The organism is Gardnerella sp. c10Ua_31 (assembly GCF_055700915.1).
Map to the genome: position 1 here is coordinate 218,058 of NZ_JANUYG010000002.1, position 21,271 is coordinate 239,328.

General features: G+C 44.9%; 18 protein-coding genes and 1 tRNA gene. 7 read left to right on the forward strand and 12 right to left on the reverse strand.

Annotated elements, in window-relative coordinates; translation table 11 throughout:
* Positions 1-5: 5 nt before the first annotated feature.
* The 3 genes from NYP55_RS03355 (at position 6) to NYP55_RS03365 (ending at position 3,657) form a co-directional block, all read left to right on the forward strand.
* On the forward strand, positions 6-1,547 hold the full coding sequence (locus NYP55_RS03355; RefSeq protein ID WP_050543310.1) for an adenosylhomocysteinase: 1,542 nt from the start codon (positions 6-8) through the stop codon (positions 1,545-1,547).
* 91 nt (positions 1,548-1,638) lie between these two features.
* Positions 1,639-3,060, forward strand: a complete 1,422-nt coding sequence (locus NYP55_RS03360) for an amidohydrolase family protein (protein ID WP_004133421.1) — start codon at positions 1,639-1,641, stop codon at positions 3,058-3,060.
* 51 nt (positions 3,061-3,111) lie between these two features.
* Positions 3,112-3,657, forward strand: a complete 546-nt coding sequence (locus tag NYP55_RS03365) for a cupin domain-containing protein (protein ID WP_472781576.1) — start codon at positions 3,112-3,114, stop codon at positions 3,655-3,657.
* Positions 3,658-3,679: 22 nt separating this feature from the next.
* Here the strand turns inward: NYP55_RS03365 and NYP55_RS03370 are convergent, their stop codons facing one another.
* A complete protein-coding gene (locus tag NYP55_RS03370; RefSeq protein WP_004131719.1) occupies positions 3,680-4,531 on the reverse strand; it encodes a 5'-methylthioadenosine/S-adenosylhomocysteine nucleosidase family protein in 852 nt (283 codons plus the stop codon).
* A gap of 396 nt (positions 4,532-4,927) precedes the next feature.
* On the opposite strand from NYP55_RS03370, the gene NYP55_RS03375 reads away from it, so the two are divergent.
* The 3 genes from NYP55_RS03375 (at position 4,928) to NYP55_RS03385 (ending at position 7,748) form a co-directional block, all read left to right on the forward strand.
* Positions 4,928-5,797 (forward strand): ABC transporter substrate-binding protein, encoded by an 870-nt coding sequence (locus tag NYP55_RS03375; RefSeq protein ID WP_004131718.1) that lies wholly within the window; start codon positions 4,928-4,930, stop codon positions 5,795-5,797.
* A gap of 176 nt (positions 5,798-5,973) precedes the next feature.
* Positions 5,974-6,924, forward strand: coding sequence for an amino acid ABC transporter permease (locus NYP55_RS03380; RefSeq protein WP_004131717.1), 951 nt, complete (start codon positions 5,974-5,976; stop codon positions 6,922-6,924).
* On the forward strand, positions 6,924-7,748 hold the full coding sequence (locus NYP55_RS03385) for an amino acid ABC transporter ATP-binding protein (protein ID WP_004133426.1): 825 nt from the start codon (positions 6,924-6,926) through the stop codon (positions 7,746-7,748). Before NYP55_RS03380 ends, NYP55_RS03385 begins: the two co-directional genes overlap by 1 nt.
* On the opposite strand, the gene ribF is transcribed toward NYP55_RS03385, so the two are convergent.
* From ribF to nusA, 5 genes are all read right to left on the reverse strand, one after another.
* Entirely contained in the window at positions 7,734-9,041 is a 1,308-nt protein-coding gene (ribF, locus tag NYP55_RS03390) for a bifunctional riboflavin kinase/FMN adenylyltransferase (protein ID WP_472781643.1), read from the reverse strand. The two genes, NYP55_RS03385 and ribF, sit on opposite strands and share 15 nt — an antisense overlap.
* 105 nt (positions 9,042-9,146) lie before the next feature.
* Positions 9,147-10,376, reverse strand: a complete 1,230-nt coding sequence (gene truB, locus NYP55_RS03395) for a tRNA pseudouridine(55) synthase TruB (RefSeq protein ID WP_472781577.1) — start codon at positions 10,374-10,376, stop codon at positions 9,147-9,149.
* Positions 10,369-10,884 (reverse strand): 30S ribosome-binding factor RbfA, encoded by a 516-nt coding sequence (gene rbfA, locus NYP55_RS03400; protein ID WP_472781578.1) that lies wholly within the window; start codon positions 10,882-10,884, stop codon positions 10,369-10,371. Before rbfA ends, truB begins: the two co-directional genes overlap by 8 nt.
* 1 nt (position 10,885) lies before the next feature.
* Complete coding sequence (infB, locus tag NYP55_RS03405) at positions 10,886-13,783, reverse strand: translation initiation factor IF-2 (RefSeq protein WP_101889570.1); 2,898 nt, start codon at positions 13,781-13,783, stop codon at positions 10,886-10,888.
* 256 nt (positions 13,784-14,039) lie between these two features.
* A complete protein-coding gene (gene nusA / locus NYP55_RS03410) occupies positions 14,040-15,086 on the reverse strand; it encodes a transcription termination factor NusA (RefSeq protein WP_004131711.1) in 1,047 nt (348 codons plus the stop codon).
* 256 nt (positions 15,087-15,342) lie between these two features.
* On the opposite strand from nusA, the gene NYP55_RS03415 reads away from it, so the two are divergent.
* The gene (locus tag NYP55_RS03415) at positions 15,343-16,284 is read left to right on the forward strand and encodes a hypothetical protein (RefSeq protein WP_472781579.1); all 942 of its coding nucleotides are present in this window, start codon (positions 15,343-15,345) and stop codon (positions 16,282-16,284) included.
* Positions 16,285-16,598: 314 nt separating this feature from the next.
* Here NYP55_RS03415 and NYP55_RS03420 read toward each other — a convergent pair.
* From NYP55_RS03420 to rpsK, 6 genes are all read right to left on the reverse strand, one after another.
* Positions 16,599-16,684: transfer RNA gene (locus NYP55_RS03420), tRNA-Ser, on the reverse strand.
* 103 nt (positions 16,685-16,787) lie between these two features.
* A complete protein-coding gene (gene truA / locus NYP55_RS03425; RefSeq protein ID WP_004131709.1) occupies positions 16,788-17,699 on the reverse strand; it encodes a tRNA pseudouridine(38-40) synthase TruA in 912 nt (303 codons plus the stop codon).
* 74 nt (positions 17,700-17,773) lie between these two features.
* A complete protein-coding gene (locus tag NYP55_RS03430) occupies positions 17,774-19,063 on the reverse strand; it encodes an Mbeg1-like protein (RefSeq protein WP_004131708.1) in 1,290 nt (429 codons plus the stop codon).
* Between the two features lie 150 nt (positions 19,064-19,213).
* Positions 19,214-19,648, reverse strand: a complete 435-nt coding sequence (rplQ, locus tag NYP55_RS03435; RefSeq protein ID WP_004131707.1) for a 50S ribosomal protein L17 — start codon at positions 19,646-19,648, stop codon at positions 19,214-19,216.
* Positions 19,649-19,726: 78 nt separating this feature from the next.
* Positions 19,727-20,722 carry a DNA-directed RNA polymerase subunit alpha gene (locus NYP55_RS03440; RefSeq protein ID WP_004131706.1) on the reverse strand — a complete coding sequence of 332 codons (996 nt, stop codon included), beginning with the start codon at positions 20,720-20,722 and terminating at the stop codon, positions 19,727-19,729.
* Between the two features lie 79 nt (positions 20,723-20,801).
* Positions 20,802-21,200, reverse strand: coding sequence for a 30S ribosomal protein S11 (gene rpsK / locus NYP55_RS03445; protein WP_004105468.1), 399 nt, complete (start codon positions 21,198-21,200; stop codon positions 20,802-20,804).
* Between the last annotated feature and the right edge of the window lie 71 nt (positions 21,201-21,271).

Genomic DNA, 21,271 nt, shown 5'->3' on the forward strand with positions numbered 1-21,271 from the left:
TTAATATGGTTGACTTTAGTAAATGGGCTTCGTTTACTTCGCAAAAAACTAATCGCTCGCTTGCAGGTTCACGAGTGTTTATCGAAGATGAAAATAAAGAAAACAACAACAGCAATAACATCAACAGCGGCAACAACGGCAACAATAGCAATGTGCAAAAATTCCTGCAAAACGCGCAATCCTGGGGAATAATTCCCGTAAATTCTAAGGAAGATGCTGATTTTTGCGTAAAAATATGCGCAAAAAACCTAGAGACCACCGTAGACGCACCTAATTTAAGCGGAAAAGATGCCATTGACTACGCGCAAAGCCACATGCCAGTAATGCGCACGCTACTTAACAATTTACAAGAAAACGGTCTTAATTTAGAAGGCGTTAGAATAGCTGTTTGCCTTGTTTTAGAGCCAAAAACAGCCGTGCTGCTAAGGGAGCTACACGCTCACGGAGCGATTGTTGGCGTATTTTGCGGCCCAGACGAAACCGACCAGAGAGTGGCAGATCAACTTAAAAAAGAGGGCATTTTAGTGCAAGCAAACCGCGATTGGTCTCCCGAGCAAACGCACGAAGGCGCTCTAAAACTTCTAGACGAAATACAGCCAGACATAATAATCGACGATGGTGCAAGTTTTGCGCGACTAGCAAGCCTAGAACGCCCACAAATCGCAGCAAATCTAATAGGCGTTGCCGAAGAAACAACAAGTGGAGTGCGCGCTTTTGAAGCAATGCAAAAAGCTGGGCACTTGCACTACCCCGTAATCGCAGTAAATAATAGCGCTCTAAAAACCGATTTTGACAATCGTCATGGAACTGGCGAAACATGCGTTACAACAATGCAACAAATTCTTGGAAGCGAATGCTTTGAAAACGCTAAAGTAACTGTTGTTGGATATGGACCAGTTGGCCGCGGATTTGCATTAAGAATACGCGCATTGGGTGCAAAAGTTACGATTTGCGATACAAATCCTGTTCAATCCTTACGCGCAGTTTTCGACGGATTTGAAGCTAAAAATCTTGAATGCGCTGTTAAAGAAAGCAATATAATTGTTTCTGCGACTGGAGTTCGTCACACTATTACATTGCAAAATATGCAAAACATGCAAGAAAACGCAATTTTGGCTGTTATTGGTGGAATTGCAAACGAGATTGCACTAGACGAAATCCCTGATTTTAAGCCAGTTGTTGGAACAGCACAAAGAAAAATCCAAGTTCCGCGCGGTCCTCAAATTACGCTAATAAGCGAAGGAGACGGCACAAATTACACTACAGGCGGCGGAAATCCTATTGAGATTATGGACTTTAGTTTTGCTGTTCAAGTAAGCGCGGTTGCGTATTTGCTAGAGCACAATGGCAATAAAGACGGCAATAAAAATGGCAATAAAAATAACGATAATCGCCTTGATTCTGGAATCTACCAATTGCCAGAAAGCTCCGATAATCAAATAGCAAGAATCGCACTAGCAAAACGCGGATATAGCGCAAGCGAATCCAATAAAAACAACGGCTACAAGTGGGATTTAACGCGATTTGCGGAAGAAGCAAATAGTTAGCATAAATCAATTAACCAAATCATAATAAATCTAAGCAATAATAGAATAAATAAAGCAAAAAGTAGTACAACGTAATTCCTTAAGGAACACAATGCTTACAGACCCAATACGCAAACTTGCACACCCAACACCACTTAGCGAAGTCACACTATACAGTGCATCAATGGTTATTCCAGTAACGGGGCCAATAATCCCCGAAGGTGCCGTTGCTGTATCTAACGGACACGTTGTTCACGTTGGAACACGTCAATGGGTTCTTAATATTCTAAAAGACGAGATGCCAAGCGATTCTTATATGCAAATGTTTAGAAATGAGAAACATTGGCACGGCCTTATGACACCAGGTCTTATAAACGCACATACGCATTTGCAATACACAAATATGGCAAGCGTAGGACGCGGAGAATATAGAAATTTCCACGATTGGGAGCAAGGATTTAACGTTGTTTACGACAAGTTGCAAGAAGATAAACAAAAAAATCCATCGCTAACAACTTGGAAGACTTCTGCATACCAAGGCGCAAGAATGATGGTGGAAGCTGGCACTAGCGCAGCTGCCGATATTGTAACCGATATTGAAGCGGTTGGAGCGCTTGCAAGCCAGGGAATGCACGGAATTGCCTATTGGGAGGTAATGGGCTGGAAAAACGTTGATTGGAAGGAAGAAGGCTACGCTAAGCTGCTAGAAATGCTTGGGCAAATGATGCACAACGGCAGCATACCGAGCATAGGTATTAGCCCACATGCGCCTTATAGTCTAGAAACAGAGCCGTTTGTGGATTTGCCAGACATTGCGCGCCAGCTAAACATGCGCTTGCACATACACTTAGCGGAAACACCAATGGAAGCTGGAAATCACGCAGATACGCTAACTACGTATTCTGCACCAGATTGGAATAGCAATGTTTGGGAAAGCTATAGCGAACTTAAATCGCACGGAATGACTGCATCTGCAATTCAGTTTTTGGATCAGCTTGGATCTTTAGGGCCAGACGTGCATATTGCGCACGGCGTTTGGGCGGACGGCGAAGACCGCAGGATTTTACGCCAGCGCGGAGTTGGAGTGGCACTTTGCCCAAGGTCCAATCGCATTACTGTTACAGAGCGAGACGCGCCGATTCGCGATTACATGGAAGAAGGAAACTTACTTGCAATTGGTACAGATTCCCTATCTTCTTCCCCATCTTTAGACGTTTTAGACGATGCTGCAAAAATCTACGACCTAGCAACAGCACAAGGATATAGAAAAGATGATTTAACACATCGAATTATCCGCATGCTTACTTTAGGCGGCGCAAGCGTTATGGGCTTGCACGTAGGGCCGCACAGAATTGGCCAAATTAATGCTGGTGCAACAGCAGACCTGGCGTTCTTTAACATTCCAACAGACACAAGCTCGCCGCAAGGAGTTGAAGAGACTTTGCACAATTTTGTTCGTCACGGCGCAGGAAGCGCAAAAGCAACTGTAATATCTGGAAATCTTGTGTACAATAATGGCGCTTTTGCGCAATAAGTCTTGACTAATAAGTCTCGCAAAATAAATCAGAAAATATCAGGAGATATTATGAGCATTAAATTAGAAGATATGAGCGATTACGCAAAAAATCTTGTTAAAGAATTGCACTTAGAAGCACACCCAGAAGGCGGATGGTACGCTCGCGATTGGCAAGCAGCACAGTTATATAGCGCAAATAACAGCACAGACGCGAGCGCAGACGCGAGCGCAAACGCGACTAATACACAAGTTGACGAAAACTCCGCAGCCAGCGCTCCAAGACCACTAGCATCGCTTATTTATTTTCTTTTACCAGCTGGCGATTCAAGCGCGTGGCATAAAGTTGATGCAGACGAGATTTGGTTTTGGCATGGCCCAGCAAATCTTACGATTGAACTTGGCGGATGCAGCCAAAATCCTTGCGCAGAGGCTGATTTGCAACGTTTTACTCTGGGAAACACTAAAGATGGTAACGATTTACTTACGCGCGGTCATCTTGTGATTCCTGCTGGAACATGGCAGCGAACTGTACCTAGCAACGCAGATGTATTGGTGTCTTGCGTTGTAAGCCCTGGCTTTACTTTTAGCGGATTTAATTTAGCGTCTAAAAACTAGTATGCTACTTTGAAGGCGTAAGCTATTTAACAAGCGCGTTCAAAACGCTCAAAGTCAAGCTTCCAGCGCGATTTGCAGCAAGAACTAAATCGTCTTTATGCGCATCAAGCGATTCGTAAGATTCTCCGCAACGATTACTCATTGCGCGAATCGCAAGGAACGGCACGCTATTTTTAGCTGCAATATGCGCTACTGCAGCGCCTTCCATCTCTTCGCAATCGCCAAAAACCTCTTCGCGAACTGCATCTAGAACCTTTGGATCTGTGTTAAATTGGTCGCTTGTTGCTATGTTTCCGCAAACGTATGCAACGCCATTTTCGCTCTTATTAGACGCGCTTTGCTTAGATTCCGCGGAAAAATCGCAAGCAGCCGAAGATGATTCTTGCAAAGACTTTTCAAGCCTAAAGCCTAATAACTTCGCTTGATTTGCCGCTAAATCGCATAACTTTGAGTCCGATTCAAAAACTTCTTTGTATGGAGCACAATCTGCAATAATTTGTGTATTTGTTTCTAGATAGTGAAGATTCTTGCCTATAACAATGTCTCCAACATTAAGACGCGGATTTAATGCGCCTGCGATTCCGCTAAAAATCAACACTTGTGGCTTAGCTTCGATTATAAGAGCCTGAGCTGCTGCAGCTGCAGCACACTTTCCCATTCCAGCAATGCATATTGTAAGAACTGCTTTATTGCATTTGTTATTAGACGCGATTTTACCTTGAATAAAAGTAACACCGTAATCTTGCCAAGACTTATATTCGCCACTAAACGCTTGCAAAATAGGCTGAGCCTCTTTTTGAAGTGCCACTATAATCGCAAGTTTTGAAAGATTACTAAAATCGCCAGAATTACCGATTGAAAATTCCTTTTGCATAGTCTCCCCTAAAATAAGTTCGATAAGTCTAATCTAATAAAATCTAACAAAATCAAATATAGTCAAACATAATCAAATACAACCAAATACAGTCAAATACTTATGATTCTAAAATCGTAAAGACACGCTGCAACAACACAACACGCCGCAACACACCGATTGTAACCGTTACTTAACATTTACAAAATTGAACATAAGTAGAGCAAATTTACGCCATTAAATCAACAAAATATAGCACGTTATAAACAATCACGATAACAATTCTGTAACAATTAAGCCTTAAATGCATCTATCGTCTTATAAACTATCAAATGTACGGCCGCAAAACCTACTTAAATCGCTTAAAAAACGAATAAGCGAAAAAATTTAAGGTTTTAGCAAAAACAAGGAGAAAAAATGGCTATTTTCGTACATAACAACTTGCACACTAACCGCGTAGCAATCGCAGCTACTAAAATCGCTGCAGCAGCATTAGCCGTTGCATCAATGGTTAGCACAGCGGCATGCGGAAGCCAAAACGCACAAGATCCAAATCAAAAGACGATCACTCCAGGCGTTTTGACAATCGGCACAGCTCAGCCAACTTACACACCTTGGATGTACGATAACAAGCCAGAAAACGGCAAGGGATACGAATCCGCAGTAGCATACGCTGTTGCAAAGAAACTTGGCTACGGCAAAGACAAGGTTAAGTGGGTTCGCACAACCTTCGACTCCGCAGTAACTCCAGGCCCAAAGGACTTTGATTTTAACCTTCAGCAGTTCTCTATTACCGAGGAACGCAAGAAGGCAGTAGACTTTTCGCCAAGCTACTACAACGCAACTCAAGGCGTTGTTGTTAAAAAAGACAGCAAGTTTGCTAACGCAAAGACTTTAGCAGATCTTAAAACCGCGCAGATTGGCGCAATGGTTGGAACAACAAGCTACAGCTTTGCTAAAGACAAGATTAAGAGCGATATTCAAACCTTTAACGATAACGACGCTTTGGTTCAGGCTCTTGACTCTAAGCAAATCGACGCACTTGTTATAGATACTCCATCTTCTGTGAACATTGTTCGCAGTAAGCAAGTTAAGGATGGTGTTGTTCTTGGACAGATTGCAGGATCGGAAGATAAGGAAGGAACTGGCCTTGTTCTTCCAAAAGGATCTAAGCTTACTGCAGACGTTACTAAGGCTGTGAATGCTCTAGAAAAAGATGGCACTTTGAAGAAGCTTCAAGAAAAGTGGCTTGCAGAGTACACAACTGATGTGCCAGTTCTTAAGTAAATTGATCTAAATTAAATCAAACAAAATAGATTAAAAATAGATCAAAATAAATAAAAATCGTACCAACGTCATTACCAATACGCATTATTGTAAGCAATTTGTAACCCAATCGTCACATAAAAGTGCTTACAATAGTGCGTATCATTCATTATGTCGAAAGGCTCAGGCTACCGCCAATGACAGTACTTAACGGCAGTACAACAGATTCTGCAAGCAACGAATCAAATAAGTTACTCACTAATGCGTCGTCACTATCTAGCGCTAATACGGCATTAGATGAAGGAACGTGCGCTTTAAGCAATATCGAGCTTGAGCGCAGAGCAATACGCAAAAAACAGAATCTTAAATCTGTTTTAACAAGCATAATAAGCACTTTAGTATTGCTTGGCGTGTGCATTGCGGCGCTTGCAATGAGCCCTGGTTGGCCAAGAGTGCGCGAAACGTTCTTTTCTGGCAAATACTTTATGCTATCTTTGCCATCTGTTTTGCAAGGCTTAATGCTTAATTTGCAAGTGCTTGTGTTTGCTGTAATAGGAGTTGCAATACTTGGAACTTTAATCGCAGTTATTCGCACAAGCGTAAGCCCAATGCTTTTTCCATTGCGCGCTATAGCGCAATTCTACACAACTATTATGCGCGGCATACCAATGCTTGTTGTGCTTTACTTAATCGGCTTTGGCATACCAGGATTACAGCTTTTTGGGCGCATTCCACCAGCAATACTCGGCACAATCGCCATTGTTATGAGCTACTCAGCATACGTTGGAGAGGTATTGCGCGCAGGATTTGAAGACGTACACCCTTCTATGCGAGCATCTGCAAGGTCTCTTGGCTTAACATCTGGTCAAACTGTGCGATTAGTGGTAATTCCTCTTGGCTTAAGAAAAGTGGCTCCTGCATTAATGAACGACTTTATATCTATGCAAAAAGATGCAGGACTTATATCGGTTTTGGGCGCTGTAGACGCTGTTCGAGCCGCTCAAATATCTGTTGCAACTTCTTATAACTTCACTCCATACGTTGTAGCAAGCGTTGTGTTTATAGCGCTAAGCATTCCGTTTATTGTTCTAAACGATTGGTATACAGCAAGACTTCGCAAGCGCGAGCTAAACGGAGGAACTGTGTGATGAGTAACGTAACAAATCAAAAGGTAAATCAACAAATGAGTGATTACACAAACACAAGCAATCAAACAAATGCAAGCGATAACACGGATTCAACCCCAGTTTTGCGCTTAAGCAATATTCGAAAATCGTATAACTCAACGCCTGTTCTTAAAGGTATTTCTTTTGATATTGCGCCTCACGAAGTGGTGGCTCTTTTAGGGCCTTCTGGAAGTGGCAAATCTACTCTTATGAAGTGCATTAATTTGCTTGAGCGAGTAGACGACGGTCAAGTTTGGCTTGGAAACACAGATATTACAGACCCACGCATAAATCAAGATCAAATTAGATCTCAAATCGGAGTTGTGTTCCAGCAATTCAATCTTTTTACGCATATGAGTGTTTTAGATAACGTAACTCTTGCTGCGCGAAAAGTTCATCATTGGAGCAAAGATCGCGCAGAAAGCCGCGCAATGGAGCTTCTATCTAGGATTAAGCTAGAAAATAAAGCAAAATCCTACCCAGATCAGCTTTCGGGCGGACAGCAGCAGCGAGTGGCGATTGCTCGCGCGCTTATGACAAGCCCACAACTTCTGCTTCTAGACGAGATTACTTCCGCGCTAGACCCAATGCTTGTTGGCGAAGTTCTAGACATGGTTGCAGAGCTAAAGCAGCAAGGAACAACCATTTTAATGGCCACTCACGAGATGCATTTTGCTCACGAAGCTGCCGACAGAGTAGTTTTGCTTAGAAACGGCGTTGTTGCAGAAAACGGCACGCCGTACGAAGTTATGGACGCTTGCAGCGACCCAGAAACGCAAAACTTCTTTAAATCATTCCGACACTAGCGCGCGCGTTTGCTCAACGTCTTTGCTAATAGCGTCTTTAAGCTGCTCTTGCGAGTCAAATGCTTGCTGAGGGCGCAAGAAGCGCGCAAACTCAATGCAAACCCTATGCCCGTACAAGTCTTGAATCTTATCTGTTAATGCATATGCTTCAACAGTTCGATTAGACGTATTAGATGCATTAGAAGAATCAGACGGATTATATGCATTAGACGATTGCTCTTCTAGAGTATCGTCGTAAGCATCCGCGCGATTTGCTGCGTCATCTTCAAAAGTAGGATTAGTGCCAACTGAAATTGCAGCAGCCCAACGCCAAGGCGAATGCGATCCAAGATGAAGCTCATCTTTACGCAAAACACCTACGCTAGGAATGTTTCTGCCAGAAGAAGCGCCATTTTGCTCGTCTGCATCTAAATCAATAATCCAACCAGCATACACACCATCAACAGGAATATATCCGTCAATTCGCTCACCAAGATTCACAGTTGGGAAGCCAATTTGATGACCGCGACCAGCTCCGTGAATAACAGTGCCTTCTACTCTATGCGGCTGTCCAAGAATATCTCCAGCATCTCGAACCCTGCCATTTGCAAGCATCCATCGCACATTTGTAGAGCTCCAAGCACGAACCTTTTTATTCGGCATGCCCTTGCTCCAAGCACGATATTCCGCCTTATTCATGCCACTTGCAGGATCTTTTGGCTCTCCGCCTTCTAAAGGAACCTCTGGAACAATCGGGTCTGGAACGCGAACGTCTCCTGGCCCAAAATCATCTACAACAACAAGATTAAAAACGCCTGTAGCTTGCGCAAGCTCTTTAATAGCATGAACGTTTCCAGCTCTTTTAGCGCCCAAAGCTGCATCCGACCCCAAAACAAGCGCGCGCATACCTAGCTTACCAACCAGCTGCCCAAGGAAGAATCTGTACGATTTTGCCGCAAAAGCAAGGCTATATCGAACTATAATAACGTGATCAACGTCTAACTGCTGTAAAACTCTAAGCCGCTGGCGAACGCTTGTTAGCGCTTGCGAATCTACTGGAATTTGCGCGTCATCGCCAAAATCGTCGAATAAATCTGGATTCTCGTGCACAACGCTTGGACGAGGGTCAAACATTATAACAACCGAGAACGCGTTGTTTTTGCGCGCAATCTCCACTGTTCGCTCAATAACTTTACGATGCCCAAGATGCATTCCGTCGAATACACCTATTGTAACAACTGACTTACGTTGAGCGCTCAACGTTGGCCAACTAATCATACCGTTGGCATCTGGTCGAATGTCTATGACCTTCATCATATCCTTACTGTTCGCAAGAGCCGCAAATATTGGTATCGCTTTATTTTAGACGCCACTTTGCCGCAACCCCATTTTCACACTAACATCTATTTTACCAGCAAACTAGCTTTGTACAAATACTACAATTGGTTTAGCTTCTATTTGATTTGTATTTTTTTCGATTTTTTCGTTTGTTGTTGTAATTTTGGCTTGAGATATAGAAACCGTTCTGCTTAAATCTGCGGTTGCTTGACGCTTTTGTGCGGTCTGCAAAACAGCAACAACGTCGTTTTGCTCATCTTTTGCGGCTTTTACGTATGCAATAGCGTTCTTTGTAGCGTCTTTTGCACTAATAGCAGAAATCGTGATTTTTCTGCCAAATCGCAAGTCTTTAGCTTGATTTTCACTTACTTCTACTGTTTGCATCGTTAATTTTGCAGATTCAAACATGCTTAGCAAGCGTTGATTAAGAGTGTTTTCTAGAGGCGACGAGGCTGGCAAAGCAGCTCGCGAATCGCCAGCAGCTTGCGATTCGCATGAACCTTGTGAATAGTATGAATCGTCTAAAACAGCCTTCGCGTGAGTTTGAGTCACTCCATTTTTGTTTGTAAATGTGCGAATAACACTTTTAAGCTTAAGTACGCGACTATCTTCTATAGAAAAATCGCCAATTCGCGTTCTTCTAAGGCTCACTAAGTGTCCTCCAACTCCAAGAACACGCCCCAAATCGCGTGCTAGAGCGCGAATATACGTGCCACTAGAGCAAGAAACGCTTGCGCGCACATCAATAACTTTCGCGCCGCTTACGCCCACACTAAAATGCGCATCTAGCAAAGAAAAATCGTAAATAAAAACTTCTCTAGGCTCTAAATGAACATCTTTACCTTCACGCGCTAAGTCGTAAGCGCGAACGCCGTTTACTTTTATAGCAGAAAAAGATGTTGGCGTTTGCATAATCGAGCCAGTAAAATTCTTTGCTATTACAACGCGCAATTCTTTAAGAATTTCATCAATATTTGCAAAGTTTATAATGCCATTTTCATCATCCGCGCTTGAAACAACATCACCATCTGCGTCGTCCGTATTAGTTGACTCGCCAAGACGAATCACAGCTTCGTACGTTTTATTGTGACCAAGCAAATAGTTAAGCAAGCGCGTGGCGTTACCAAAGCCAAGAATCAGCAAACCTGTTGCCATTGGGTCTAAAGTGCCAGCATGACCCACTCGTTTAGTGTGCAACAGGCCGCGCGCAAAAGATACAACATCGTGACTGGTAACGCCTTTTGGCTTATCTACTAGCAAAATGCCAGAAGATGGCATCTTGCTAGAAGATTGCATTTGAAAATTACTCATTGCCCTCTATAAAGTCGTCGTCAAAGCCGTCGTCATCAAGGTCATTATCAAAGTCGTCTTCAAATTCCTCATCTTCACGCGGCTTTTTGTACGGATCGGCTTCTCCAGCGTATTGAGCTGTTTCTCGAGCTTTAGCTAGCTCCTCGTCACGCTTACGCGCAGCAACCAAAATGTCTTCAATCTCGTGAGCTTCGCTAGGAACTTCATCGTAAACAAATTGGATTTGAGGCGTTAATCGCAAGCCTGCTTTAGCTCCAACTAAAGTGCGCAAACGCCCCTTAGCCTGCTGCAAAGCCTGGTTTGCTCGCATTCGCTCACCCTGCTCTTTTCCAGCAGTGCCAAGCTGTGTCCAATACACTTTAGCTATTTGCAAATCGTTAGTAACTCTCACTTCTGTAATCGTTACGTTAGCAAGTCGCTTATCGTGCAAATGCGATTCCATATTGGACGCAATCACTCTGTGAATCAAAGCCGCAATTCGCGCGGCTCTAGGGTTTGTTCCAGCCATATTACTTGCGCTCAATCTGCTTCATTTCAAAGGTTTCGATTACGTCGCCAAGCTCAATGTCGTTAAAGCTGCCAAGGTTAATGCCTGCCTCGTAGCCTTCGCTAACGGATTGCACATCATCCTTAAACCTACGCAAAGTGGAGATTTCAAGATCGTTAACAGTAGCAACGCCGTTTCGCAAGATACGGCACTTGGTTCCGCGCTTAACTTCACCATCTTGAACCATAACGCCAGCAATATTGCCAAACTTGGACGAGCGGAAGATTTCGCGAATCTCGGAATGAGATGTAACAACCTCTTCAAACTCTGGCTTAAGCATACCCTTCAAAGCAGCTTCAATATCTTCGATTGCTTTGTAAATAACAGAGTAGTACTTAACTTCCACGCCTTCGCGATCTGCCAAGTCTGCAACCTGGCGATTTGGACGCACGTTAAAGCCAATAATAACGGCCTTATCAACAGTTGCAAGGTTCACATCGTTTTGAGTAATCGCACCAACGCCGCGGTGAATAACCTGAATTCCAACTTCGTCGGAAACCTCAATCTTCATTAAGGAGTCTTCCAAAGCTTCAACGGAGCCAGAAGAATCACCCTTAATAACAATGTTAAGCATATCCACTTCGGACTTAGCAAACTGTTCCTTAAGGCTTTCAAGAGACACAACCTTACGACGCTTTGCAAGCTGAGCCGCGCGCTCTGTAGCCTGGCGCTTTTCGGCAATTTGGCGAGCAGAACGATCGTCGGAAGTAACCAAGAACAAGTCGCCTGCAGTTGGAACAGAAGTCAAACCAAGCACCTGAACTGGAGTGGAAGGACCTGCCTCTTGCAAGTGGTTGCCATTTTCGTCGAGCATTGCGCGAACGCGACCATAAGACGTGCCTGCAACAATGGAATCTCCGACTTTAAGCGTACCTTGCTGAACAAGAACGGTTGCAACAGCACCGCGACCCTTATCCAAGCGAGCTTCAACAGTTGCGCCACGAGCGTCCATGTTTGGATTCGCCTTAGGATCAAGCTCCGCATCTGTAGTCAAAAGAACAGCCTCAAGAAGCTTATCTACGTTGGTCCCCTGCTTTGCGGAAATATTCACAAACATGGTGTCGCCGCCGTATTCTTCTGGCACAAGACCGTACTCTGTAAGCTGACCGCGCACCTTATCTGGGTTTGCTCCAGCAACATCAATCTTGTTTACTGCAACAACAATAGGCACGTGAGCAGCCTGTGCGTGGTTGATTGCTTCAACAGTCTGAGGCATAACGCCGTCGTCTGCTGCAACAACAAGAATTGCAACGTCTGTAAGCTCCGCACCACGAGCACGCATAGCTGTAAACGCTTCGTGGCCTGGTGTATCCAAGAACGTAATCTTGCGCTTGTCGCCGTCTAAGGTGACTGTAACTTGGTAAGCGCCGATGCGCTGCGTAATGCCGCCAGCTTCGCGCGCTACAACATTCGACTTACGGATTGTATCGAGCAAGCGAGTTTTACCGTGATCAACGTGGCCCATAACAGTAACAACTGGAGGGCGAGTTACAAGATTATCGTCTTCTTGAAGCTCTTCTTCGTCTAAGTCAATATCGAACTGCTGAAGAAGCTCTTTATCTTCCTCTTCTGCAGAAACAAGGCTAATATTCCAGCCGATTTCTTCGCCAAGAATCTGGAATGTTGTTTCATCCAAAGACTGCGTAGCTGTTGCCATCTCTCCAAGATGGAACAAAACAGTAACCAAAGCTGCTGGATTTACATCAATCTTTTCTGCCAAATCCGAAAGCGTTGCTCCCTGACGAAGGCGAATCGTAGCGCCGTTACCCGAAGGAATACGCACGCCACCAATAACTGGTGCTTTAAGCTCTTCGTATTCCCTGCGCTTTGCAAGACGATTCTTGCGAGCCTTAGAGGACTTTCCACCTTGGCGACCAAACGCACCTGCGGCTCCTGCGCGTCCGCGACCGCCCCTAGATGGGCCTGCGTTTGGAGCGCCTGCAGCCGCTGCTTGGAAGCTTGCTGCTTGATTTGCGTTAAAGCGCGACTCTGCCGATGGGCGCGATCCTGCCCCACCATTGCCGCCGCCTGAACGATGCGAACCTTGCCATTGGGAACGATTTGCTCCGTTGCCGCCGTTGCCATTGCCGCCGCCTTGACGGTTTCCGCCGCGACCACCGCGACCGCGACCACCGCCGTTGCCGCCATTACCATTACCAGATCCTGGTTTTGAGCCACGAGCATTCTCTGCAGCAGCGCCTGGCCGCGACATTGGATGTGGGCGTGGAATGTCTCCAGGTGTAGGCGCGCGCATACCCTGCTTTCGACTAAACGGATTGTTTCCTGGTCGAGGAGCGGCTCCCGAGCCAGAGCCTTGGTGTGGTCTAGGGCGTGGAGGCATTTGCGCAGAACGCTCTTGCTTAGCAGATTTAGATTCTGCACCACTGCGCTTTTCTGCGTTGCGCTTTGAATCGCCAGACCTAGAAGCATTATTAGGCTTTGCGTTTCCAGCCGAAGGCTTAGGAGTTGCATTGTTAGCAGCATGCGCATTAGAAGTCTTAGATTCGTGATTTTCATGCACTTTTTGCGCAGAATTCTGCTTTGCAAAAGACTTTTGTTCTGGCTTTTGATTAGCCTTCTTTTCTGCATTTTGACCATGAGATTCTGGCTTGCTATTAGACGCAGAATCCGCAGATTTATTAGACGCATGATCAACATTCTTAGACGCAGAAGGCTTCGATTCGCTCTTTGCAGCAGAATCCGCAGGCACAAATTCCGTCTTTAGACGACGCACTACAGGAGCTTCAACAGTTGAAGAAGCGGACTTTACGAATTCGCCCATACTCTTCAAACGTTCCAATACGGTTTTACTATCTACACCAAATTCTTTGGCCAGTTCGTATACGCGCTTTTTTACCACTCAGTGTTCTCCTCAGTCTGTGGCAGCGTAAAACGAACGCAACCACTTTATATTGTTATAAGATTCTTACTCTTATGCTTTTTATTTAGATATCTCATAATGCGATATCTCATCGTGTAACCATGATTTCAACCATGATTTTGTACCTCGTTCCCTAGGCAAAAAGCTGCTAATAAGCCCAGATTGCAGCTTTCAGCTTACTCGAAACGTTGGATTCTCGGGAGTGTCGCAAGTTTGCTAAATACTAGCAAAAATCTTATTCCGCCGAATTAGAATCAGCGTTCATAGCTTCTTGCTTTTTAGCATGCTCTTCCGCAGACTCAATTCCAATCTTCCAACCAGTCAACTTTGCTGCAAGTCGCGCGTTCTGTCCCTCCTTGCCAATTGCAAGCGAAAGCTGAGAATCGTGAATAAAAGCAACAGCAGTCTGACTTTTCTCACTAACAACATGAACTTCAGTTACTACTGCTGGAGACAATGCAGCGGAAACAAACTGTGCTGGATCTTGCGACCAATCAACAATATCGATTTTTTCTTGACCAAGATTTTCCAATACAGCACGAACGCGCGAACCACCAGGACCAATCAAAGCACCCTTTGGATTAACGCCATCTGTGTTAGCGCGAACAGCAATCTTAGTACGAGCGCCAGCTTCTCGAGCAATTGCCATAATCGAAACAGCTCCCGAAACAAGTTCTGGAACTTCTCGCTCAAAAAGTCTGCGAACAAGATCTGGGTGAGACCTAGAAACAACTATTTCTGGTCCGCGCAAGCCGCGAGCAACGTTTACAACATAAACGCGAATACGCTCGCCGTGACGATACCTTTCGCCAGGAACTTGCTCTCTTCTAGGCAAAATGGCTTCAACATCTCCAACAGCAACGTGAATATTAGAAGGATCTTTAGAATCCTGCTGCACAATGCCGTTAATAAGCTTTCCTTTTTGACCCGAAAAAGCTCCAAATACGCGGTCATCTTCCACTTTGCGGAAAAGTTGAGTAATAACTTGGCGAGCTGTTGCTGCAGCAAGACGTCCAAAATCTCTAGGCGTATCGTCATACTCCTCGCCCAAAGTAAATGCTGGGTGAGGATTATCTTCTGTAGGAACACCTGGAATCTCATCTCGTGCCCATACAGTAAAGCAACCAGCACGCTCATCTAGCTCAACTCGAGCATGCCTTGCTGGGTGGGAAGTCTTCATGTATGCAAGACGCAAAGCCTCGGCGAGTGCCTCGTCCAGCTCGTCGGCATTAATCCCCTGCTGAGCCGCAAGCTGATGCATTCCCGCCAAATCCAATTCCATCGTGCACGTCCTCCTGTGATTCATTTATAAATTTTCACTTATAAAATTAACTTATTCTTCTTTTATACGTTTTACGCATAACAAAACGCTAAAATCTAATTTTAACAAGTATGTAAAGCGCAAAATTTTATGACTATGATTAAAAATGTTAAGCATAAAATGTTAGACACAAAGCAAGCCAACATTGGTCACAGTCACGGACTATTTTAGTAGATTATGCAGACACGTTTTGTTTTGTTCTAAAGCCTTGCAAGGCGTGCAAAATATTATCAAACGCGTAGCAAAAGGTGTTCCAATGCACAAAAAAAAGTTTGTTCTAGTATTTGCATCACTTATTGCTGTATTAATGGCTTCTAGCGCTTGCTCGGGATCAGGGCAATTTAATAACGTTAACAACACTGCGGTTCGTTCATCTAAAAGCAATAATGAGTGCTACCAAGTTCTACAAAGCGCAAAGCACAATCAAAAAATCGTAGATAAACAAGAAGCAAACGTAACTAGAAACAACTTGCAAAATGCTGCGGATTCTTGGAAAAACGTTGCAATACAATGCAACGCACGATTTGCTCAAGGCGTTGTTTTTAGCGCGCAAAACACCTGGAAATTGGCCAACTTAAGTCAAGGTAACGAAAGCGGAGCGGCAAACGCCTCTAAAATCGCAAATCAAATGGAATCAAGCGTTTACAAAAAATTGTATGACTTTGCAAATAGTACTAGTAATTTGTATTGGAATCACGACCCACTTGCAAAAGCGGCATTAGAACAAGACAAACTAGCTTTTATGTTACAAACTTTAGCTGCAAAAGATGTTGATAATGTTTCGTTAAGACAAAGCGATATTACAGCTACGATTGCTAACACGCTTATGCACTTTGCTTCAAGCGGAAGCGACTTGCGACAAAAAGTATACGAAATACCACAAAAGAATCTGGATTCTGGCGTTGCAAAAGACGAAGCTAGCGCAAAAGACTTGCCAATAGTTGCAATAGCATATATGGATTGCGCGCGCGGAGAACTAGATGCGCTAAATCAAGCCATTTTCCCTACAAACAAAGACGGCAGCGTAAATCATAGCGCACTTTCTAGCAGAACAAATCAAGAGTTTATTGAGATTCTTGCAAACATTACTATTTCGCATATTATGAGCGCGTACGCGTATGGATACCCTAGCGATTCTTCCGCGATTTTTGAGCAATAGCACACTGCATGATTGCATATGTACGCCAAATAAAGTAGAGATTCGAGATTTTTCGCACTGAATGAGATGAACCTCAGCGCCGAAGGTGGTGATTCATCGAATGAAGAAGAAAAATCGAGAATCTCGGTGATGAAAGATACGAAAAAGTTCTAGATATCCAGAAGGTTTGATGTATTTCTCTACGAGCAATAAAAGAGGAGCGTAGCGACGGGACTTGCGAGGAGAGAAATACTCAAACCTCGCGCAACGACAAATAAGGAAAGCGCTTGTGTAAGCAAAAAGGGCTTCTGGCTAATCGCCAGAAACCCTGCTTGCGGATGAAGCGAGATTTGAACTCGCGGAGGGTGTAGCCCTCACACGCTTTCGAGGCGTGCTCCTTAGACCGCTCGGACATTCATCCTTTGCGCCAATCGCAAATACGCAAAACGCAAATGCAAAAAGAAACGCAACTTTTCAATTGTAAAACAACCCTAGAATATATAAGACGCATGGCGCGTTGACACTCACCCAAGCTCCTCGATCGTGCGCTTAGCACGAATCGCGTTTGCTCGCACACCAAGCTCCTCGTCTTTAGGGTATTCAACATATTCCAAAGTCAAGCCATTTGCTGCAATCGGACCAGTAGAGCCTTCTCGAATAGGATTTTCAATCTTATTTTTGAACCAATCAACAGAACGCTTTGCACACCCAACTTGCACGCACGCCCCAACAAGCGAACGAACCATGTTATGCGCAAACGCGTCTGCAACAATAGTAAACTCAAGCAAACCGTTCTCAATGCAAGGAATTTTTCCAGTTGATTTAGATAAACAGCTCCCCACGAAAACGCGATTCCAAACAGCCTTTTTAACGCACCGAATCGTAGTCCCACCAGGATTCGGCCGCGCAAAAGAGCCAAAATCGTGCAAACCAACAATCAAAGACGCCGCCTGATTCATGGCATCAACGTTTAAGTCGTAGTCAAGTTGCAACACAAAGCCACGCATACGCGGATCCAAATTCGCGCGATTCGCAGCATCACTAATCCTATACACGTATGTGCGATCCAACGCAGAAAAACGCGCATCAAAACCGCTTGGCGCAATGCTTACGCTGTGAATCGAAATGTCTTTAGGCAAAACGCCACAAAGCCTATATTCCAAGGCTTTTACTGGCGTAAGATTTGTGTGACCGACGCAATTTTGCAAAATGGATTCCGAAACGTCTAAATGGCAAACTTGGTAAGATGCGTGAACGCCCGTATCTGTGCGGCCAGCAACGCTAAGGCGCAAAGGTTCGCTAGCATCGTCTTTATTCACGCGCAAAACCTTATGCAATGCGTCTTCTAAAACACCTTGAACGGTGCGCAAAGTAGGCTGCTTTGCCCAACCATAAAAATCGCCGCCATCATACGCTAAATCCAAACGAAGACGCATTCAAAACCTTTCCAAACAGACTTACAAACAGACTTACAAACAGACTTACAAACAGACCTACAAACAAACTTACACTAGTTTTCCTTATCTGAAGGCACACTAGCGAGCGCAAAAGCACTCATAACGCTACGAATCAACTCATGTGTCTTTGAATCCATACGCATTGCAATCTTCAATAATGCAGGAACAACCTCCGACCAATGCGCAGACATCTCGTCGAAAGTCGAGTACCCTAAACTACTAAAAATGCTGTAAACACTATCAATTCTGCGTTTTCGCTCTTCAAATGGCAAATTCATCATCCACTCGTTTGCAGCCTTAGAAACGGCCAGAGCGCGCGGAGTTACACAATCACAGTAGTCAAAATCACCATCTTTAACTTGCCAATACATGCCAAAATGTTGCATTAATCCAATCGAATCAGCAGCTGTAACCTTATACGGCACTCCAGTATCCATAATCAATCCAATAAAAGCAGATTGCGGAACAACTTTTTCGATTCTGGAAACAACGCGAGAAAAAACCTTTGGATCAACAACATCCGAGCCAAAACTAGGGCCGTCCATTGAGTAGATTTTATTAATATGGTTTCCAAGGCTTCGATCTTGCGCGTCTAATCGCATTGCCGCGTATGCAGCCATATTTCCGCCTTTTGAATGACCCACAACAAATATTTTAGGATTATCACTTAAATCGCAATCATTGCTATTTGTGTTATCGCTATTATCTAAATCACTATTCTTAAAATCACTCTTCTTATTAAACAAATTCGCAAAATAATCACCAACACTGCCAAAAATCCCACGAATACCGCCACTTTTGCAAGAATCTTTACACGCGCGCCTAGATATAGAGAGCAAATACTCCGCCGCCGACTCCTGTGCTGGCACTGGGCAGCGAAACGCCATGTTAAAGTCTTCCTTCCAGCCAACAAGCGTGTTGTCTGTTCCCCTAAAAGCAACAACAAAGCAGCTAGACCCAATGCAATCTGTTAAATCAAAAGTAACAGCCGCAAATTGCTGTTCGCAAGAGTCATCAATATTCGACTCATCAAAACGTTCAAGAACCTCACCAACACGCATGCCCCTATAACGCGGGCTAGACTCAACAGCCAAAAGTAGATTCTTGCGAAACTCATCTACCTTAGTAGAACCAGAGCTAAACATTGAAGAAAAATCCTCGCCGCGAAGCAATTCGCTTAAAGGAACGGTTGCTAGTGCGTTAGAATCGTCATTATACTTTGGAATCGATTCAGGCATGCAAATATACGCCAACTCGCATAAAATAAGCGAATCTACGGCGTTGAATTTTCGCTCTTTAAAATTAGTAAAATCGTTATTCAGTAAATCGAGAATATTTGACATAGTTCAATAATAATTGATACCAGATATAGAAAATATATGTCAGATATAGAAAAACGGGCTGGAGATATCTCCAACCCGTTTAATAAACCTTTATACTTGCGATTAATCGCAAAAGATTTACTTACCGATGCATCAAGATGCTAATCTCAACTACTCGGCTGCTTCTTCTTTAGCAGCAACCTTAGTAGCGGACTCAGCTTCCTTAACAACAGCCTTCTTTGGGCTTACTGGCTCAACAACAAGCTCGATAATAGCCTGTGGAGCAGTATCACCACGACGAGGGGCCATCTTAACGATGCGAGTATAGCCACCTTCACGCTGCTTCATCTGCTCAGCAATCTGAGTGAAAAGCATGTGAACAACGGACTTATTGCGAATTACGCGCAACACGCGGCGGCGCGAATGCAAATCGCCACGCTTAGCGAATGTTACCAAACGCTCAGCAAGTGGACGAAGACGCTTTGCCTTTGGCAAAGTAGTCACAATACGACCGTGCTGGAAGAGGCTTGTAGCCATATTGGCCAGCATCAGGCGCTCATGCGCTGGGCTAGAAGCCAGACGAGGCCCTTGTTTCGGTGTAGGCATTATTACTCCTTATTGCCGCGGAATTCAGGTGGGCAAAAACCCGAACATCCAAAAACCGCGACGATTTGCGGTGGTTGTTTACTCGTCTTCTGGCGAGAAGAATGTGCCACCTTCGAGATTATTGGCGTCAAAGCCAAGCGGTGAAGGCTTAAGAGACAATCCCATGGATTGCAACTTTTCTTTAACCTCATCGATGGATTTCATGCCGAAATTACGAATATCGAGCAAATCCTGCTCAGTGTGAACTACCAGCTCACCAACTGTGTGGATTCCTTCACGCTTCAAGCAGTTGTAGCTGCGCTGCGTTAGGTTCAAGTCCTCAATTGGAGTGGCCATTTGGGAATCAGCTTCCGCCATGACTGGAGCTGGACCAACTTCAACACCTTCAGCATCGACGTTAAGCTCACGGCAAAGACCGAAAAGCTCAACCAAAGTCGAACCTGCGGACGCAACTGCGTCTCGTGGTGTAATAGCTGGCTTAGTTTCCACATCCAGGATAAGCTTATCGAAGTCCGTGCGCTGTTCCACGCGGGTAGCTTCGACCTTATAGCTCACCTTCAAAACTGGCGAGTAGATCGAATCCACTGGAATGCGACCGATTTCGCTGTTTTCCTGCTTATTCATTTGAGCAGGCACGTAGCCACGACCACGCTCCACAGTGAACTCAATTTCGAGCTCGCCATCTTCAGCAAGTGTAGCGATATGCATCTGTGGGTTGGCAATAGTGACGCCAGCAGGAGGAGTAATATCTCCAGCTGTTGCCTCACCCTTGCCGCTCTTGCGTAGATACATCACTACTGGCTCGTCATACTCACTTGTAAGTACGATGCCCTTGATGTTCAGCAGGATTTCAGTGACATCCTCTTCAACACCTGGCAGAGTCGTGAACTCATGTAAAGCACCAGAGATGCGTACCGAAGTAACGGCCGCACCTGGAATGGAGCTCAACAGGGTACGACGCAGCGAATTGCCGAGCGTGTATCCGAAACCTGGTTCCAACGGCTCAATAGTAAAGCGAGAACGCTGGGGATTCAGTGATTCCTCGGTAAGTGTTGGACGCTGTGCGATAAGCACTTTTGTATCCTTTCAGCTTCTGGTCGGTGGTGCACTCGCCGCCCATAAGCGGGTTGGATGGATGGATTCGTAAGAGTGCTCAGACGCGGCGACGCTTTGGTGGGCGAACGCCGTTATGCGCTTGTGGGGTGACGTCGGTAATAGAACCGACCTCAAGACCCGCGGACTGAAGGGAACGGATAGCGGTTTCGCGACCGGAACCTGGACCCTTAACAAACACGTCGACCTTTTTAAGGCCATGTTCCATTGCCTTACGAGCAGCAGACTCAGCGGCCATACCTGCAGCGTAAGGAGTCGACTTACGGGAACCCTTAAAGCCGACATCGCCACCGGAAGCCCAAGAGAGGACTGCGCCCGATGGATCGGTGATGGAAATAATCGTGTTATTGAATGTTGATTTAATATGCGCCTGCCCAACCGGTACCGACTTGCGGTCCCGGCGACGCGGCTTGCGCGAGGCTTGCTTTGCAGCTGCCATTGACCCTCGTTTCCTATGACGAATTAGTTGGTATGTCTAGGCGATGAGAATTAACTCGTGGCCTAGAGCCG

What these genes read in the sequence shown, in the direction of transcription:
- NYP55_RS03355 (WP_050543310.1), top strand. Translation starts at nt 6, where the DNA reads ATGGTTGACTTTAGTAAATGGGCTTCGTTTACTTCGCAAAAAACTAAT.
- NYP55_RS03360 (WP_004133421.1), top strand. Translation starts at nt 1,639, where the DNA reads ATGCTTACAGACCCAATACGCAAACTTGCACACCCAACACCACTTAGC.
- NYP55_RS03365 (WP_472781576.1), top strand. Translation starts at nt 3,112, where the DNA reads ATGAGCATTAAATTAGAAGATATGAGCGATTACGCAAAAAATCTTGTT.
- NYP55_RS03370 (WP_004131719.1), bottom strand. Translation starts at nt 4,531, where the DNA reads ATGCAAAAGGAATTTTCAATCGGTAATTCTGGCGATTTTAGTAATCTT.
- NYP55_RS03375 (WP_004131718.1), top strand. Translation starts at nt 4,928, where the DNA reads ATGGCTATTTTCGTACATAACAACTTGCACACTAACCGCGTAGCAATC.
- NYP55_RS03380 (WP_004131717.1), top strand. Translation starts at nt 5,974, where the DNA reads ATGACAGTACTTAACGGCAGTACAACAGATTCTGCAAGCAACGAATCA.
- NYP55_RS03385 (WP_004133426.1), top strand. Translation starts at nt 6,924, where the DNA reads ATGAGTAACGTAACAAATCAAAAGGTAAATCAACAAATGAGTGATTAC.
- ribF (WP_472781643.1), bottom strand. Translation starts at nt 9,041, where the DNA reads ATGAAGGTCATAGACATTCGACCAGATGCCAACGGTATGATTAGTTGG.
- truB (WP_472781577.1), bottom strand. Translation starts at nt 10,376, where the DNA reads ATGAGTAATTTTCAAATGCAATCTTCTAGCAAGATGCCATCTTCTGGC.
- rbfA (WP_472781578.1), bottom strand. Translation starts at nt 10,884, where the DNA reads ATGGCTGGAACAAACCCTAGAGCCGCGCGAATTGCGGCTTTGATTCAC.
- nusA (WP_004131711.1), bottom strand. Translation starts at nt 15,086, where the DNA reads ATGGAATTGGATTTGGCGGGAATGCATCAGCTTGCGGCTCAGCAGGGG.
- truA (WP_004131709.1), bottom strand. Translation starts at nt 17,699, where the DNA reads ATGCGTCTTCGTTTGGATTTAGCGTATGATGGCGGCGATTTTTATGGT.
- NYP55_RS03430 (WP_004131708.1), bottom strand. Translation starts at nt 19,063, where the DNA reads ATGTCAAATATTCTCGATTTACTGAATAACGATTTTACTAATTTTAAA.
- rplQ (WP_004131707.1), bottom strand. Translation starts at nt 19,648, where the DNA reads ATGCCTACACCGAAACAAGGGCCTCGTCTGGCTTCTAGCCCAGCGCAT.
- rpsK (WP_004105468.1), bottom strand. Translation starts at nt 21,200, where the DNA reads ATGGCAGCTGCAAAGCAAGCCTCGCGCAAGCCGCGTCGCCGGGACCGC.